General features: G+C 46.7%; 18 protein-coding genes. 10 read left to right on the top strand and 8 right to left on the bottom strand.

Annotation, left to right across the window (positions count from 1 at the left end):
* Nucleotides 1–12 precede the first annotated feature (12 nt).
* Nucleotides 13–651, bottom strand: a complete 639-nt coding sequence (locus EHO61_RS11615) for an NUDIX hydrolase (RefSeq protein ID WP_425460351.1) — start codon at nt 649–651, stop codon at nt 13–15.
* A complete protein-coding gene (locus EHO61_RS11610; RefSeq protein WP_135813744.1) occupies nt 647–1816 on the bottom strand; it encodes a ribonuclease D in 1170 nt (389 codons plus the stop codon). The genes EHO61_RS11615 and EHO61_RS11610 overlap by 5 nt, the downstream gene beginning before the upstream one ends.
* A 40-nt stretch (nt 1817–1856) precedes the next feature.
* Here EHO61_RS11610 and purF point away from each other — a divergent pair, with 40 nt between their 5' ends.
* On the top strand, nt 1857–3323 hold the full coding sequence (purF, locus tag EHO61_RS11605) for an amidophosphoribosyltransferase (RefSeq protein WP_135813743.1): 1467 nt from the start codon (nt 1857–1859) through the stop codon (nt 3321–3323).
* On the opposite strand, the gene EHO61_RS11600 is transcribed toward purF, so the two are convergent.
* The gene (locus tag EHO61_RS11600) at nt 3320–4279 is read right to left on the bottom strand and encodes a hypothetical protein (protein ID WP_135813742.1); all 960 of its coding nucleotides are present in this window, start codon (nt 4277–4279) and stop codon (nt 3320–3322) included. The genes purF and EHO61_RS11600 overlap by 4 nt on opposite strands.
* A gap of 25 nt (nt 4280–4304) precedes the next feature.
* A complete protein-coding gene (locus EHO61_RS11595; protein ID WP_135813741.1) occupies nt 4305–4775 on the bottom strand; it encodes an LIC13259/LIC11441 family protein in 471 nt (156 codons plus the stop codon).
* A 192-nt stretch (nt 4776–4967) separates the two neighbouring features.
* Here EHO61_RS11595 and EHO61_RS11590 point away from each other — a divergent pair, with 192 nt between their 5' ends.
* From EHO61_RS11590 to EHO61_RS11570, 5 genes are read left to right on the top strand one after another with little or no spacing between them, the layout of a single operon-like run.
* The gene (locus EHO61_RS11590) at nt 4968–5288 is read left to right on the top strand and encodes a (2Fe-2S) ferredoxin domain-containing protein (RefSeq protein WP_135767946.1); all 321 of its coding nucleotides are present in this window, start codon (nt 4968–4970) and stop codon (nt 5286–5288) included.
* A gap of 14 nt (nt 5289–5302) precedes the next feature.
* On the top strand, nt 5303–6331 hold the full coding sequence (locus EHO61_RS11585; RefSeq protein WP_135813740.1) for a zinc-binding dehydrogenase: 1029 nt from the start codon (nt 5303–5305) through the stop codon (nt 6329–6331).
* Nucleotides 6319–6900: an LEA/WHy family protein gene (locus EHO61_RS11580; protein ID WP_135813739.1), complete on the top strand. Its 582-nt coding sequence runs from the start codon at nt 6319–6321 to the stop codon at nt 6898–6900. Before EHO61_RS11585 ends, EHO61_RS11580 begins: the two co-directional genes overlap by 13 nt.
* A 5-nt stretch (nt 6901–6905) precedes the next feature.
* Nucleotides 6906–7205 (top strand): LIC13255 family lipoprotein, encoded by a 300-nt coding sequence (locus EHO61_RS11575; RefSeq protein WP_135813738.1) that lies wholly within the window; start codon nt 6906–6908, stop codon nt 7203–7205.
* Between the two features lie 6 nt (nt 7206–7211).
* On the top strand, nt 7212–7703 hold the full coding sequence (locus EHO61_RS11570; protein ID WP_135813737.1) for a hypothetical protein: 492 nt from the start codon (nt 7212–7214) through the stop codon (nt 7701–7703).
* 20 nt (nt 7704–7723) lie between these two features.
* Here the strand turns inward: EHO61_RS11570 and EHO61_RS11565 are convergent, their stop codons facing one another.
* Together EHO61_RS11565 and murA are read right to left on the bottom strand one after the other, a co-directional pair.
* Nucleotides 7724–8419 carry a 4Fe-4S dicluster domain-containing protein gene (locus EHO61_RS11565; protein ID WP_135813736.1) on the bottom strand — a complete coding sequence of 232 codons (696 nt, stop codon included), beginning with the start codon at nt 8417–8419 and terminating at the stop codon, nt 7724–7726.
* Nucleotides 8416–9714, bottom strand: a complete 1299-nt coding sequence (gene murA / locus EHO61_RS11560; RefSeq protein ID WP_135813816.1) for a UDP-N-acetylglucosamine 1-carboxyvinyltransferase — start codon at nt 9712–9714, stop codon at nt 8416–8418. The genes EHO61_RS11565 and murA overlap by 4 nt, the downstream gene beginning before the upstream one ends.
* A 190-nt stretch (nt 9715–9904) precedes the next feature.
* On the opposite strand from murA, the gene EHO61_RS11555 reads away from it, so the two are divergent.
* Complete coding sequence (locus EHO61_RS11555; RefSeq protein WP_135813735.1) at nt 9905–11683, top strand: apolipoprotein N-acyltransferase; 1779 nt, start codon at nt 9905–9907, stop codon at nt 11681–11683.
* A 25-nt stretch (nt 11684–11708) separates the two neighbouring features.
* On the opposite strand, the gene EHO61_RS11550 is transcribed toward EHO61_RS11555, so the two are convergent.
* Together EHO61_RS11550 and EHO61_RS11545 are read right to left on the bottom strand one after the other, a co-directional pair.
* Complete coding sequence (locus EHO61_RS11550; protein WP_135813734.1) at nt 11709–12836, bottom strand: hypothetical protein; 1128 nt, start codon at nt 12834–12836, stop codon at nt 11709–11711.
* Between the two features lie 89 nt (nt 12837–12925).
* Complete coding sequence (locus tag EHO61_RS11545) at nt 12926–13360, bottom strand: LIC_13246 family protein (RefSeq protein WP_135813733.1); 435 nt, start codon at nt 13358–13360, stop codon at nt 12926–12928.
* Between the two features lie 235 nt (nt 13361–13595).
* On the opposite strand from EHO61_RS11545, the gene EHO61_RS11540 reads away from it, so the two are divergent.
* The 3 genes from EHO61_RS11540 (at nt 13596) to EHO61_RS11530 (ending at nt 15129) form a co-directional block, all read left to right on the top strand.
* A complete protein-coding gene (locus EHO61_RS11540; protein WP_135813732.1) occupies nt 13596–14129 on the top strand; it encodes an RNA polymerase sigma factor in 534 nt (177 codons plus the stop codon).
* Between the two features lie 13 nt (nt 14130–14142).
* A complete protein-coding gene (locus EHO61_RS11535; RefSeq protein WP_135813731.1) occupies nt 14143–14445 on the top strand; it encodes a hypothetical protein in 303 nt (100 codons plus the stop codon).
* Between the two features lie 108 nt (nt 14446–14553).
* Entirely contained in the window at nt 14554–15129 is a 576-nt protein-coding gene (locus tag EHO61_RS11530; protein WP_135813730.1) for a hypothetical protein, read from the top strand.
* Nucleotides 15130–15142 lie beyond the last annotated feature (13 nt).

Raw genomic sequence — 15142 nt, 5'->3', positions numbered from 1 at the left:
CGAAAAACGATCCTATTTTTTCGGATCCAAGAACGGAGGAACGGAAAGATTCGGATTTCGTAGGAGAGGTTCTCTCTCAAAATTGCTATGCTCTCTTAGGAAACTTACCAAAATCCGAGCCGTTGCACCCCACAATAATCCTTCCTGTAAATCGAAGTAATAGATGTCCAAGGGGGGTCCTTCCGGGTTTCTTTTCATGCGGAGACCATAGAATGGTACCTCGTTCAGGCGATTTAAATCCAAACGAATGATTTTTTCGACTTCTTCCCGATTGTAGGAGAATTCGAAGTTCCCGTTATAAAGGGATAAAAACGGAGTAATATGAAATCCGGTATGAGTGTAGATTCCTTTATAATTTCCGATCACTTCCAGATCATCGGAAGGGACTCCCATTTCTTCGGTCCACTCCCGGAGAGCCGTGGAAAGGAGATCCTTGTCTTCCGGATCTTTTACTCCTCCGGGAAATGCGATTTGTCCGGGGTGTGCTAAAAGTTTGGAATTTCTCTTTTGTAATAAAAAACCGTAACCGTTTTCGTCGTGGAATAGCGGCATGATCACCGAGGAGATCGCGACGTTTTGCGGAGGGGTGGAATCTTCTCCATCTCGATTGAGCGGTAATCTTTGTCGTAGTTCTTCTAAATCTAACTTAATCAAATTTCTTTTTGATCGGAATCAGGTTCGTAAGAGTGGTTTCGTAGGGTTTAGACTGAAGCGCATTCAAAATCGACGGACCGTAATTCTGAACTTTCCATTCCGAAAAAATACCCAATTCCCGTAACTCGTCGATCCCTTTCGGGTTTTTCTTGGCGATCTCCGCGATATTCTTGTTGGAAGGCATCAGATTGTGGCCCATTCTCCGAATGGACATAATGGTCTCTCTCCATTGTCTGAGCCTTTTGAATCTATCCGCGTCCTCTCCGGCGAGGTCTTCGGTGGACCGTTTAAACAGATCGTTTTTATGAATCGGTGGGCCGCCCGGATTATTGTATATGAACAGTAAATGATCCGCGTCTTTCTTGCCCACGGACTCGATCAATTTTACGGAATCCCGGCGTGACTTCACTAATTCCAGCACTTTGTCGTTATTCCAAATCCGGAAAGGCGCCTTGTTTAATCGTCGGGCTTTTTCGTCCCGGAATACGAGCGTGTCGTATAGCGCTCGTCGTTCGTCCGAACTCAACTCCAGGACATTCGGGAATTTTTCCAGGGTAATTGAAAAACCTTCGAAAGGTTCCGATTCCTCTTCCGCCAGTTTTTTGAATTCGGAAAGGGCTTCGTCCAATAATTTTCTCTTGGTCAACTCTTCCTTCATCTTTTCCCATATCGATTCCAAATAAACGGTGTCCAGGGCCGCGTATTGGAGTTGGCTCTTATCCAAGGGACGCTTTTCCCAATTGGATTTTTGTTCCTTTTTAGATAATTTTACTTTGTGATAATGTTCGACCAAATAGAGAAGAGAGTTCTGTTCCAAGTCTAATAAACGGGAGCTGAACATGGTATCGGCGATGTTTTCGAATTTGAAAGAAAAGTCGCGTTTCAGTGCCTTAATATCGTCGGATGCGGAATGGAATATTTTTAAAATCGCAGGATTTTCAAAGAGAGGAGCAAGCCCGGATATGTCGTCCAGACGTATAGGGTCGAAGATGTAGTTTTTTCCTCTAGAAGAGATTTGGATCAGGCAGACTTTTGAATAATACGTGTAATAACCCGAGGATTCCGTGTCTATGGAAAGGCAATCCGATTGAGATAGAGTGATCAATGCCAACTGAAGACTTCGGACATTATCGATTACGATATAATCGGATTGTATTTGCATCTAAACCGTGACCTGGAAGATTAGCATAGGAAGGGGGACCATGAGCTCGATTCCCAATAAGTCCAATCTACGGACCCTAGTCCGAGATGACAAACCAAAAGAAGAATGCGCTATTTTCGGGATTTTTAATTCCCCGGAAGCCGCCAACTTCGCCTATCTGGGCCTTTACTCCATGCAGCACAGGGGCCAAGAATCCAGCGGAATCGTTACCTCCGACGGTGAGCATCTGTATCGTTTCGCCGGAATGGGGCTGGTGGCGAATATTTTTACCGAAGGAAAGATTCGGGAGCTCGTAGGAAATTCCGCCATCGGGCACAATCGATATTCCACTACGGGGGCCAGCTTTTTGCGGAATGCCCAGCCCCTGCGTGTGGAGTCGCATTTAGGCCCCATCGCTTTGGCCCATAACGGGAATTTGGTAAATTCCTGGGAAGTTCGTTCTCAACTCGAAAAGGAAGGTTCCATCTTCCAAACCACGATCGATTCGGAAGTCATCGTTCATCTTATGGCGAGATCGGGAGAAACGGACCTTCTGTCCGCTCTTTCTTCCGCCCTGAAAAAGGTCAGGGGAGCGTATTCGTTAGTGGTCCTTACCAAGACCCAATTGATCGCCGTACGGGACCCCAACGGTTTTCGACCACTCGTAATGGGAAGGAGAGACGACGGTTCTTATGTGTTCGCTTCCGAGACTTGCGCGTTTGATATTACGGATACCGTATATGAAAGGGACGTAGAACCGGGAGAAATGATCGTAGTAGATCGCTCAGGTCCCCGGTCCTTTTATCCGTTTCCACAGGCAAGACCGGCGCTGTGTATATTCGAATATATTTATTTTGCTCGTCCGGATTCCAATATTTTCGGGGAATCCGTTTACAAAGTACGAAAGGCTCTCGGGAGTCAATTGGCCAAGGAATTACCGGTCGAAGCGGACGTAGTCATTCCGGTACCGGATTCCGCCAATATCGCCGCATTGGGTTATTCCGAGGCCTCGGGCATTCCGTTCCAATCCGGATTGATCCGGTCGCATTATATAGGCAGAACCTTTATCGAACCCGATCAAAAGATCCGCGATTTCGGCGCCAAGATTAAGTACAACGTGGTCAAGAACGTTGTGGAGGGAAAGCGAGTCGTAATCGTGGACGATTCCATCATGAGAGGAACCACAAGCAGAAAGATCATAAAAATGATCCGCAATGCGGGCGCTACCGAGATTCATTTACGGGTTTCCGCACCGCCTACGATTTCGCCTTGCTATTACGGTATAGACATACCGACTCATAAGGAATTGATCGCTGCGACTCACACGATAGAGGAAATTCGGAAATACCTGAGAGTGGACTCCATCGCGTATTTATCCGTGGATTCCATGCATAAGGCGGTCCGAGAACACAAAGGCGGCGGCTTTTGCAACGCATGTTTTACGGCGGACTATCCGGTGGAATTCCAAAGTGAAATAGGAAACCAGAAAAGCCTGTTCCGCGAATATGAAATCGAAGAAAGGGTTTAACGAAAGCCGAATTTTTTTCCCGAATCGTCCTCGTCCTTTCTTAGAAAAGAACTTAGTAATTCCTTTTCAGAGGAACTTAGGTGCTTGTTTTCTTCCAACATGGAAAGTATTTCGAGTGCCGCATCCTGGTCCAAGGTAAGCAGATAATCCAGCACGGATTGGTGGGCGAGTTTCTTGTGGGTTTTGCCGAGAATGCGCAGCACTTCCTCTCCGGAATGGATTAGAATCTCCTTTCTTTCTACGAGAGCTGCCATAGTAGAGAGGATGAGGGAAATTTCGGGGTCGTCCGAGAATATCTCCATCAAACAAGGATACATCTCCGGAAAATGGATCGGGAATTCGTAAATCGAATCCTGCAAACCGGAATAGAGTTCCTTTTCCTCCGATACGGTTATGCCGGTTTGTTTCCGAAGCTCCAATAGGGAACGACCCGAGAGTAAGTATAGAAACTGGGATGCGAATTCCGGATCTTTCCTTTCCCGTACGCAGTACATGATAAAATCGATTACCCGGGACTCCGGCAGGTTCCTCCAATAACGAACCATTTTGGAGTCCAGAAAATTGGAGGCCCTGCCTGCGGCTTTTCTCAGCATCGTAAAGAGATCGAATTCCTCCTTTACGATTCTATAAAGTAAAGGGTTACTCATCTCCCGGACGGTTTCCTGCACCTGTTCGGGAGATGAAATCAATAAGAAATACGAAACGAGTTCGAATCCGATTTCCGATTCTTCGGAAAATTTTTCCAACAATTCGGCCGGAGCTTGGTGAAAAGCCGAAGCTCCGACGCTGAGGGTATTTTGTCCGTACAGGAGCTGTTCCAATTTATGGACCGCTTTGCAATCCTCTTCCTCCAGTCGTTTGTCTTTTCTTAATTCCGTACGGCAATTGCCCGGACAAGCTTTGGATATCGGAACTCCGACTTTGCAGGAATCGGCGGTTTGAGTCGACACGGTCACGATAGGGCGATTTCCGAAAAATGAATTAAGGAACGATGTCTCCGCAATCCCGCATTTCCGGCGCATAAGGATTTCGGATTTTGCTTCCGGAGGCCACCCAGGTTTTTTTGACCATAGGGCAATAGAAGCGATTTCGACCGTTTTCCAATCCTCTTCCTTTCATGGTGGAGGCAAGTAGATCGCTGAATTTGGAATATGCGATCAGAGAGCCTTCCAGATCGGGAGCTTCCACTTCTTTTAACGCTTTTTTGAGTTCGAGGGCGGTTTCGGACAAGCCACCCTGGGCGGAAGCCAGCGAGTCCAAGGCTTTTTCCAATTCCAGCGTATCCGGAGCTCGATTTTCGGTCTTCAGTAAACCGTCGATTACTTCCTGGTTTTTTTGCAATACGGTTTCGAAAAGAGGTTTTTCCGCATCGGTAACCGGTTTTAATTCCTTCTTTCCACAATATAGAAATAACAAAGCGAGAGTAAATGTCGTAAGAATGCCGAGTTTCATAAATCCCTCCGAATTCGATCTATGTTTCGTTTTTTTGATGATTCTTTCAAAAAACAAATCTTTATTCTTGGAATTCGTTGGAATTCCGAACAAAAATCGGAAAGGAAAAAAAGGGTTCAATCCGGGCAATCCGTTTCATATTAGGGTAAACTACCCGAATTCGTCCTTCCGAGAATGTTAAGGGATTTGAACATGTACTATAAAAAACACGTATTTGTTTGCGATAATATTAGGGAAGAAGGGGAAAGGCCTTCCTGCGGTCGGGCAGGCTCCCCTCTTCTGCTTGCATACATGAAAAAACGACTTAAGGAACTAGGTTTGAAGGATCGGATACGCATCCAGCGGTCCGGATGTCTGGATAGATGCGAGCTAGGTCCGGTCCAGGTCAGTTATCCGGAAGGAATTTGGTTTTCGATCAAGACGGAAGAGGACGCCGAGATTTTTTTACGCAATTATATAGAGAAAGAAAATGCGGACTCGATCCGCCATCTTCTTTTGGAAGATGAAAATTAAGGAAGGAAAGGTTTATGTCAAAGAAATGGGAAATCCCGAAAACGTATTCGGCTTACGAACTAAAGGAATATAGCGAACAACCCGGAAGGGCAAAAATCGTAGAAAAAGAAACGAAACCCTTAAAGAAGGGAGACGTGCTGATCAGGATGCATTCCGCCTCCATCAATCCTTCCGATCTGATGTTCATGCGCGGGCTGTACGGAATTAAAAAGAAATTGCCTGTGGTCCCGGGTTTCGAAGGAAGCGGGGTCGTAGTCGCGAGCGGAGGCGGATGGCGCGCCAATTCCCTGTTAGGAAAGGCCGTCGCTTGCACCGCTCCGGGTAAAGGCGACGGAACATATTCGGAATATATGATTACGGACGGTTTTTCCTGTATTCCGCTCACGAAAGAAACCACACTAGAACAAGGGGCTTGCTTGTTCGTAAACCCGATCACCGCTTTAGCGATGATGGAACGGATTGCCAAGGAAAAGCATAAGGCATTCGTCCAAACGGCGGCCGCATCGGCATTGGGAAAGATGATCCTTAGACTTTCGATCCGAAACGGGATTCCCGGAATACATATCGTAAGAAGAAAAGAACAGGCGGACTTGCTGAAATCTCTGGGCGCTCAGCACGTCTTGGACTCCTCTTCCCCGAATTTCGAACGGGAACTGAGAGTTCTATCCGGTAAATTGGAAGCTACTATTATGCTAGATGCGGTGGCGGGAGAATTGACGGGGAAGGTTTTGGCCGCTATGCCGTACGGAAGTAAATGTGTCGTCTACGGGGCTTTGTCGGAGGAACCGATCTCTTATCATGCAGGAATGGGTATCTTCCAGGATAAGAAAATCGAAGGCTTCTGGCTGTCTTCTTGGTTGCCTGCCCAGAGCCCGTGGAGACTCTGGAGAATTACTTCCGAAGTTCGATCTCTGCTAGGACAGGAATTTCAAACGGAAATCGCTTCTCGAATACCTTTGAAAGAGGCGGATCGAGCCATAAAGGAATATGCAGAGAATATGACTAGAGGAAAGGTGTTGATCCAAACCGGATGGAATCCGTAAAGCAGACATTTCCGCGTAAAGGCTCGGTCGCCGCTCGATTCGGAGCAGGAATTTTCCTGCTCCTTTCGTTGTCTGCGATTTCCTGTTTTGCCTTAAGGCAAAACGTAAAACGGCTCGAATCCTGCAAATTTCGAGTCGCTGACGTTAAAGCGGAGAAGGTGGAATTTATTTCTTTTCCTCCGATCCCGAAAATGCTTCTGCGCGTGGATTTGGAGATCGAAAATCCGAACGATACGGAAGTCACGGTCTACGGCTTCGATTTGTCGGTGACTTCCCCTTCCCCCTCCGGGGAAAACGAAGAGAACGAGCTAGCTAGGATCATTTCCAAACAGGAGACGGTCGTTCCGGCATTTTCGAAGAAAAACGTCTCTTTGAGTTTGGAAACTCTCTTTGAAAAAAGGATGAACCAAAACCTTCTCTTAGTTGCCGCCGTATTAACTAGAGATATTCTTTCCGGAAAAGATCCGAATTTGCGGATTAAGGGCTTTATTACCTATAAGTCGATTCTCGGAGACGTGGATCTTCCGGTGGACGAAAGGGTAAAATTGCAGTCCAAAAACAAGAGTTAGTCCGTTTGAGTAAAAAGCTTCCGATTCTAATCCTATCCTTGGTCTGGTTGGGAACCTGTGCTACACCCGACGACGATTTTTATTCGTTCGAAGAGGCGTCTTCTTTATTGCTGGCGGCATACGGGGCTAAGGACTTGCAGTGCAGTTCCAGCAGAGGAATTACCCACCTTGTTCCGGGACGTTCCCGGAAAAGGGACGTCAACAACTGCGTTTTGTCGGTGGGGGCTGAAGATTGTAGTTTTTGGATTCAGGCCGGGGACCCTGTGCCTTTTACTTGTAAGGCGATCGAATATAGACTTAAATAGGGTTATATGGGGTGGTTGGCAAAACACTTCGAGTTGATGATTTTTGCGGCGATTTCTTTGTCCGGAATCTTCTATCTCTATCTTCTATTTACAAGAGGAAAAAAACCGTCTCATAAATCCCTAGTTCAGTACAACATGGATCCCAACGAATACAAGGGTCCGGAATCGAATGTCGCGCCTAAGAAGAAGGAACCCAAAGTGAACGTTTTGGAAGTCTTCGATTATAACGGCATCAAGATCATGCATGAAAATGGCCTTTATACCGTAAATCACGCGGGAGAAATCCAGGTCTACGGATCTTGGGCGGCTCTTCCTCCGCGTTATCAGGCCATGGTCAAGGAAATGGACAAATCTTCCGTAGGTCAAAAAAAGCAGGGAAATTATTATATGGAAATCCTGAACGGTACCTATTACGTCGTGTTTCCCGACGGAAAAAAACACAAATATCCTAAATTCGAGGACATCCCGGAAAAAATCCGTAAGGCTCTAGGATATTGAAAGACGTTCTGCAAGAACGATCATTTGACTACGATCGCTTTCGGAAAGGTCGGGCAAGAAGATACACATTGCCCGCAACCGATACAGGAAGCCGTGAAAGTCGGTTTGTTCCCCTTGAATTTCAATGCGCCCGGCACCGGACAGGCGGTTGCACAGGCCTCGCATGTCTTTTCTTCCGTGCGAGAGTTGATGCAATGCTGAAACCAACCTTTGGCTTTCCCGAATTTCGGGATTTCGTTTTTCTTATACGGTAAAATCGCTCCTTCCGGGCAGGCGGTTATGCAAGGAAAATCCTTACACAGCATGCACGCATTCAGATTTACGTCCATGTGCGGGATGTGTTTCCCTAATTCGTCGTTCGGAACCGGAAATAGGACGGAGTATGGGCAGGCGTAAATGCAATCGCCGCATCCGGTGCATTTGGAAAGAAAACGCTTTCCGTTCGCATCGGCGCCGGGAGGAAATTGCAGGTTACGGAAGGCCTTGAATTTTTTCGGTTTCGGAGAATTCGTTTGAGATAGAGAGGGGTCTTCCTTTCGATTCGTTTCGCTTTTTTTCTTCCGCGTAGCCGGAGTCGATTCTTCCGGCGTGTCGATAGGATCCGGTTTTTTTTCTCCCGAAACTTGTTTCCAAGTCTCGGCGATTTCGTCCGCGCTTTCCTCCATTACGGCAAAAGCTTTCGAGAGACTTTTCCGGAAAAAGTCTCTTCGGTTCATTCTTCCCGGATCCTCTCTATATGCGCTCCTAACGATCGAAGTCTAGTGTCGATCTCTTGGAAACCTCGATCCACTTGAACGATATTGTGGATATAGCTGGTCCCTTCCGCGCATAAGGCGGCGATGACCATCGCCATTCCCGCGCGGATATCGGGACTTGCGACTTTCTGTCCGTACAATCTAGAGTGTCCGATCACGATCGCTCTGTGCGGATCGCAGAGAATGATTTGAGCTCCCATTGCGATGATATTATCCACGAAAAATAGCCTGGATTCGAACATCTTTTCGTGGATCAGGACGGTTCCTTTGCATTGCGTTGCGGTCACTAAAGCTACCGAAGTCATGTCTGCCGGAAATCCGGGCCAAGGAGAATCGTCTATTTTAGGTGTTGCGCCGTGATAGTCGGGTATGATTTCCATCTGCTGATCGGACGGGACCAGAATTCCGCCATCTTGTGGCCGGACTTCGATTCCCAATCGGGAATAAACCATTCGGATCATACGTATGTCTTCCAAATCGACATCGCGGATAAAAATTTCTCCTCCGGTCACGGCCGCTAGACTGATAAAACTCCCGACTTCCAAATAGTCCGATCCGATTCTATGTTTTTTTTCCGGGGCCGTAAGCGAAGAAACTCCTTCGATGGTGAGAATATTGGAACCGATCCCGGATATCTTCGCGCCTGCGGAATTCAAAAAACGACAAAGCTGTTGTACGTGCGGTTCACTCGCGGCGTGCCGTATGATCGTGGTGCCTTCCGCCAGTGCGGCAGCCATGACGGCATTTTCCGTTGCGGTTACGGAAGCTTCGTCCAACAAAATATCCGTTCCTCTCAGGCGGTCCGCTTTGATCTCGTAACCGTCGGGAAATACTTCTATAGTCGCTCCTAAGGATTGCAAGGCGAGAAGGTGAGTATCCATTCTTCTTCTGCCGATCTTATCTCCTCCGGGGCGGGGCAAAAACACCCGTCCCGTGCTGGCCAAAATCGGTCCGGCTAAAGTGACTGCGCCTCTGAGTTTCGAACATAACTCGTAGGGTAAATCGGATTTTATCTGGCCGCGGTTTCGAAATAGGAAAGTGCCGCCGCCTTTGTCCTCCACTTCCAATCCCAGATGACGTAGTACTTCCAAAAGCATCAATACGTCGGTGATCAAAGGGATATTTTCGACGGTAATTTCTCCCGGAGTCATGCAGATTGCGCCTAACACCGGAAGCGCCTCGTTCTTATTCCCCTGCGGGGTTATCGTACCACTCAAGGGATTTTTGCCTGAAATTTTGAAATAAGAGGAACTCATTCGATCACCGACTTTTCTGATAGGCTCGCCGTAAGCCTGGATCAGGCAAGCATTTCCGTAAATTCGATCTCCCAGCGGCTTAGGGTGGGAAAAGAAATCCATTCGTAATTAGGAAAGGAACGTTCTGAATGCGCCGACGGTCGAAATCGATTGACGTCCCGCTATTTTCTTCCGATGAACGTTGGTACCCATGAATTCCTTTTTGAACAAATTCCGTGAATTTCAAAAAACCGTTTGGTTCGATTGGTTTTGCTACCTTTGGACTTCCGTGTTGGCTTTTTTGGCTTTTGCTCCGTTTTACTTGAGCCATTTCGTTTGGATCGCTCCCTTCGGTCTTTTTTGGATCGCTCATAAATATTCGGGACAATACAAACGTCTGTTTTTCCACGGAATCCTATTCGGAGTCTTCTTTTACGCGATCGCCTTCCACTGGATTTTTCATATGGCCCAGGTGTTCGGAAACTTTCCGGCGCCGGTCTCGGCATTGATTTTGGTTCTAGCAGGCGTGCTGTTCGGATTTAAATTTCCGATCTTCCTGCTTACGTATTCTTTCCTGAGTAAAAAAATAGGCAGGCATAGCGTCTGGGTCGCCGGATTTTGCGGCCTGGTAGCGGATATGCTCGGACCGCAACTGTTTCCGTGGTACTGGGGAAACTTGGCGGCGGGAAATATACTCCTTGCCCAGACAGTCGAAATAGCGGGCGTATACGGATTGAGTTTTTTGGTCTTCGTCGTCTCTTACACGATTTTCGAGACCAATCTCTTTCATCTGCCGGAAATCCTACGTTCTCCTGAAAAGAGGTTTCAGTTCGCGAAATTTTGGTCCCTGCCGTTCGCACTTTTCCTATTATTTTGGGTCGCTGGTACTTCCCTCTATTTCAAGTGGAAAGGAGTAAAACCCGTCAAAACCTTGGAAGTGTTGGTAGTGCAGCCGGATGCTCCTATGAGTATCCGTGACGAAAGAGGACGTTCTCCTCTGCAAGTGATCGAAGAACTGATGGACCGGATGGATCGCCTAGTGGATGATGCGGTACGAAAAGAGGGAAAAAATCCCGATTTGATCGTTTTACCCGAGGCAGGTGTCCCGTATTTTTCCGCCAACAAAACTCCGATCACGGAATTGAACAGAATGTATTGGTACAGATTCGAAGCCTTGATGATCATCTTTGCCAATCGATACAAAGCTAACGTTTTCTTTAATGAAATCGACGCGAAATACAAAAGGGTGAGTTCGGGAAAGGAATATCTCAGATATTATAACAATAACGTAATCTATGATCCGAACGGAATTCGAACGAACGCCTATCAAAAACAATATCTGGTTCTCTTCGGCGAAACGATGCCTTTCGAATTCATGTATGAAATCAGCCCGCAAACCGGAAGGTTCGAACCGGGAGAGTCTTTTAAACTTCTACCTTATTTTTCCGCAACGGGAGAAATTTCCAAACAACCCGATCCTTTGCATTGGAAGGATACGGAAGACCTGAACGCGGATGCGGTCAGGAACTACTATGCCGGAACCAAGACTGAATTAAAGGAATCCGGCTCCATGCTTCCTTTGATTTGTTACGAAGTGATCGTTCCGGAATTCGTACGTAAGTTCAGAAATTCGGGAAATCCCGAATTCATTGCGAATCTTACGAACGATAAATGGTACGGAACCACCACCGAAAGCGACCAGCATTTCGAATTGGGTAGGTTGAGATCCATCGAATGGAGAAGATGGCTGGTCCGATCTACGAATTCGGGGATTTCCGGTTTTGTGGATCACTTGGGCCGCTTTGTCCCGGGGAAGTCCACCGGTTTGATGAAGGCGGAAACTACTTGGGAGAAGATCGAAGTCTTCGATTCTCCTCCCGGGTTTTACGTGATTTACGGAAATCTGATTCCTTGGTTGATGATGGTTTTGACGGCTTCCTATTATCTAACGATCCTTCTATCCAATCATAGAAAGAAAGAGGCTAAGTAAAAGTGCGACTTTTCGGAGATCGTTTTTACGGATTGATGAGATAATACGAGAAAATTCCTGCAAAACGATTCTCCTTCGGTAATTGCCCGAAATTTTTCGAAGGAGAATCGCAATTCAATTCCGCTTCCGCTAAAAAGTACAGTTGGTAAGGTTTGGCGAAAAATAATCTCACGAAAAACCGAAGCACGGATGATAGGTTCGATAATACGTTGATTTTTCCGATTCCGGCCTTTCGCCGAATGGAAAGAGTGCAACCGCCTTGTTCGTCCAGGTACAATATTTCTTTCGTCGGCAATTCGTAATTGGAAAAGGAATCCTTTTCCGATTCCAAGATTTCCGATTTATGCACCTTAGCGGAAAATAATAACCGACCGTTCGCATCGGTAGAACTTACTGTTCGGATTTCCTGTCCGGGAAAGGTTTCGTTTCCGATAAACCCTCCCGTATATAGTCTATCGCCGGAAAGGTTCTGAGTTCGGAACAGTTCCCAACGTCGACTGTACTTGTATACCTCGTAATTCGTCAGTAGGTGCTCCATTCCCCCTCGTCCGTCCAGAGGAATCTTCTGTCCGTTGCTGATCAGATATCCCCAGGCAGGAACGAAAGAAAAAGCGATGTCCGCCTGCACGAATCTGTCCTTTTCGGGTAAGGCGATTTTTCCTCCGGACAGGGAGACGGCTTTGTCCCATCCGGTTTTGAAAGAGAGAAAGAGTTTCGTCTCTCCGATTTCCATTCTGATTTCCGGACCTTCCTGACTTTTTTGAACGGAATTGTTTGCAATCTCCAATTCCGATGCTCCAGGCTCCGCTTTCAGTTCGTTACGGGAAAATTCCTGGGTGAGAAATCGGGTACCGTTTTCCTTATCGTATAGCACCAGACTTACGCCGGAGTTTCGAGTGCCCGGACCTAGATTGCTGACCAAGAAAGTTGCGAAGATAAAAATACGATCGTCCGTGAACGAATAATTCCAGGCCTGAAAATATCCTTCTTGAGGATATGGGCGGAAGGATATTTCGTTTTTGGTCGCTTTTCGGGCTCGAAAGGATTCCGATTCTGCGCTTAAGGAAAGAAAGCAAAGTGCGATCATGAGAGCGGATAAAATAACGCCCGTTTTGACATATCGAATGGAAGATCCGGTAGAGAGGAAAAACATGGGCTCTTATTCCTATCCTTGTCTTTTCTTCCGGCAAGTATTTCTCGCCGGATCGATTGAAAAATACTAGGCCTCCAGGCATTCGAAGTTTAGGCACCGAGGCAATCGATCGATTCCAATTCGGAGGCAGTAACTTTCGTGCAGGAATCCTCGTAGATATCGCTGAGACATCGTATGCTGAAAACGGGATGATCCGGAACGGCCCGCTCTCTCATGTCGTCCTGTTCCTGTCGGATGCCGTCTATATGGATCCAAGAATCGGACTCGCTTTTTCCTCTGGAAAATATTCTTGCAAATACCAAATACTCGTAAGATCCGAATTTTTTAAAAAAGATCTCCGTTTTTTCGGGGACGGTATCCACGAGTCTCTTTCGGAAAGAGGTCGGATCGATATTCTCCGGTTGTCGGATGGAATCGTAGTATCTATTCAACGTTCTCACGATCCTAAAAAAACCTAGCGTATCCTTGTTCAACTTTCTCCACTCCGAATCTTCCGTAAGGTCTTCGATTTTCTTCGTCTGCACTTAAGTTCCTCCGGTCTCTCTTGTCGAAAATCGGCAGGAACAGTCGCAAAAAAATCCGGGGAAAATCCGTCCCGGACAACATAGAGAGCAGAGGTCTGAGGCTTTATGGACGGCGTGCTGGAAATTTCATCGCGATCTTTCTGGATTATTTTTTTACCTTTTTTCCGGGATTCGGAAAAAAAATCGGGGAATCTCGTTTTGAAACAACTACGGTATTAGAGGAAAAAAGGAACCCTTGCTATCCGTGGATAAAATCTATCGAAGGGAAAGGAATAAGATCCTTGCTTGGATACGCTCCCGAATTTCGGATCCTGAAGAGGCCGAAGATCTTTTGCAGGAATCCTTCTTGGTCGCGGTGACCGAATTGGATTCCAGCGGATCCATCGAATACCTTTTGGCCTACGTGTACGCGGTATTGCGAAACAAGGTAGGGGATTGGTATCGGAAAAAAAAGACGGGTCGTTACTTAGGGGTAGGACTCGAAAACGAATTTCTATCCGAAAATTCGCATTCCTACGAAGGAATCGGTCCGGAAAGACAATTTTATAGAAATTTGATGCTCGAAGAACTTTCTCTCGCGATCGGGGAACTTCCGGCGGATCAGAAGACCGCTTTTGTCGCGAATGTGATCGAAGGAAAAACTTTTCGAGAGATCTCGCAAGAGACGGGAATTCCGGAAGGAACCTTGTCGGCCAGAAAGTCTTCGGCGAAGAATTTTCTCGAAAAAAGACTGAAGGAACTCAAGTCCTTATTCCTCGAAGAATATTGATTAGGAACAAATTATGAAGGAAACTCATAGATATAGGCACAGAGTGGGAAGGATTTTTGTCGGGATTCTTTTTATCCCTCTGTTTTTTTTTGGAGCGGCTGCGATCGTTTGGCAACTGTGGAATTGGCTTTTGCCTGAATTGTTCGGTTGGAAACAAATAACGTATTTGCAAGCACTCGGAATTTTCGTACTTTCGCATCTTCTTTTCAAAGGCGGACACGGATTCGGTGGAGGCAGACATAGAAGACATTGGAAATACCGGATGAAGAGAAAAATGCGCAAATCGATGGGAGACAATCCGAAACGGGAAGGTTAAAACGGGGAAAAAGGTCGCAGGTCCGATCGGAAAAAACCGTCCGGAGATTTCCGCAGGCGTATAGGGATTGCCAAAAAAGGGAAACCTAAAAAATGTACCCATACCGCCATGGACACGGAACTATTGAGTCTGTTCTGGATCGAAAAGATCAAGCTCAGCCAATATACAATCCAAACCGTCAAGAACCTGAACGACATTCAGCTTGACCACCCGGACTCTCTGGGTGAAACCGTCCGTCGCTACCTGAATTCCATGGTGGCGTCGGATTTTCTCTTCCGACTTTCTTTACCGATTTCCATCGGGATTAGTTCCATTTTACCGATTCCTCGACAGCAAGAATCCGAGATTGAAAAAGACTTGGTCCGAGTGCGGGATTTGTTCGGATCTCCCCCTTTGCCTACCGGGTTAAAGGACCTAGTCGTGACTTCCGCGGAGGAATTGTATTTTGAGGAATGCAATCCGAGTCTCCGTCCGGTTTTCGAAAGATGGAAACGGATCCTATGCAAACTGGAAAAGAACATCCGGAACGTTTCGCAAAAAGATTCCCTGAAATACCGATATTTTTCCGTTTTAGGAATCGTCTCCCTTCCGGTTGCCATCAATTATTTCGGTACTCAAAACCTCCATTACCTGCGTAACGGAATCCTGAAAATTAAAGAGAATCCTTCTTTCCCCAAGTCCTAAGTCCTTAGAAAAT

Source organism: Leptospira fluminis, from assembly GCF_004771275.1.
GTDB lineage: Bacteria > Spirochaetota > Leptospiria > Leptospirales > Leptospiraceae > Leptospira_B > Leptospira_B fluminis.
Note: the sequence above shows the minus strand (reverse complement) of the source record. Positions and strands in the feature narration are given on the sequence as shown.

Coding starts and splice junctions, on each gene's coding strand:
- EHO61_RS11590 (WP_135767946.1), top strand. CDS start 4,968: ATGTACTATAAAAAACACGTATTTGTTTGCGATAATATTAGGGAAGAA.
- EHO61_RS11610 (WP_135813744.1), bottom strand. CDS start 1,816: ATGCAAATACAATCCGATTATATCGTAATCGATAATGTCCGAAGTCTT.
- EHO61_RS11595 (WP_135813741.1), bottom strand. CDS start 4,775: ATGAAACTCGGCATTCTTACGACATTTACTCTCGCTTTGTTATTTCTA.
- EHO61_RS11585 (WP_135813740.1), top strand. CDS start 5,303: ATGTCAAAGAAATGGGAAATCCCGAAAACGTATTCGGCTTACGAACTA.
- purF (WP_135813743.1), top strand. CDS start 1,857: ATGAGCTCGATTCCCAATAAGTCCAATCTACGGACCCTAGTCCGAGAT.
- murA (WP_135813816.1), bottom strand. CDS start 9,714: ATGAGTTCCTCTTATTTCAAAATTTCAGGCAAAAATCCCTTGAGTGGT.
- EHO61_RS11570 (WP_135813737.1), top strand. CDS start 7,212: ATGGGGTGGTTGGCAAAACACTTCGAGTTGATGATTTTTGCGGCGATT.
- EHO61_RS11580 (WP_135813739.1), top strand. CDS start 6,319: ATGGAATCCGTAAAGCAGACATTTCCGCGTAAAGGCTCGGTCGCCGCT.
- EHO61_RS11565 (WP_135813736.1), bottom strand. CDS start 8,419: ATGAACCGAAGAGACTTTTTCCGGAAAAGTCTCTCGAAAGCTTTTGCC.
- EHO61_RS11530 (WP_135813730.1), top strand. CDS start 14,554: ATGGACACGGAACTATTGAGTCTGTTCTGGATCGAAAAGATCAAGCTC.
- EHO61_RS11550 (WP_135813734.1), bottom strand. CDS start 12,836: ATGTTTTTCCTCTCTACCGGATCTTCCATTCGATATGTCAAAACGGGC.
- EHO61_RS11555 (WP_135813735.1), top strand. CDS start 9,905: ATGAATTCCTTTTTGAACAAATTCCGTGAATTTCAAAAAACCGTTTGG.
- EHO61_RS11535 (WP_135813731.1), top strand. CDS start 14,143: ATGAAGGAAACTCATAGATATAGGCACAGAGTGGGAAGGATTTTTGTC.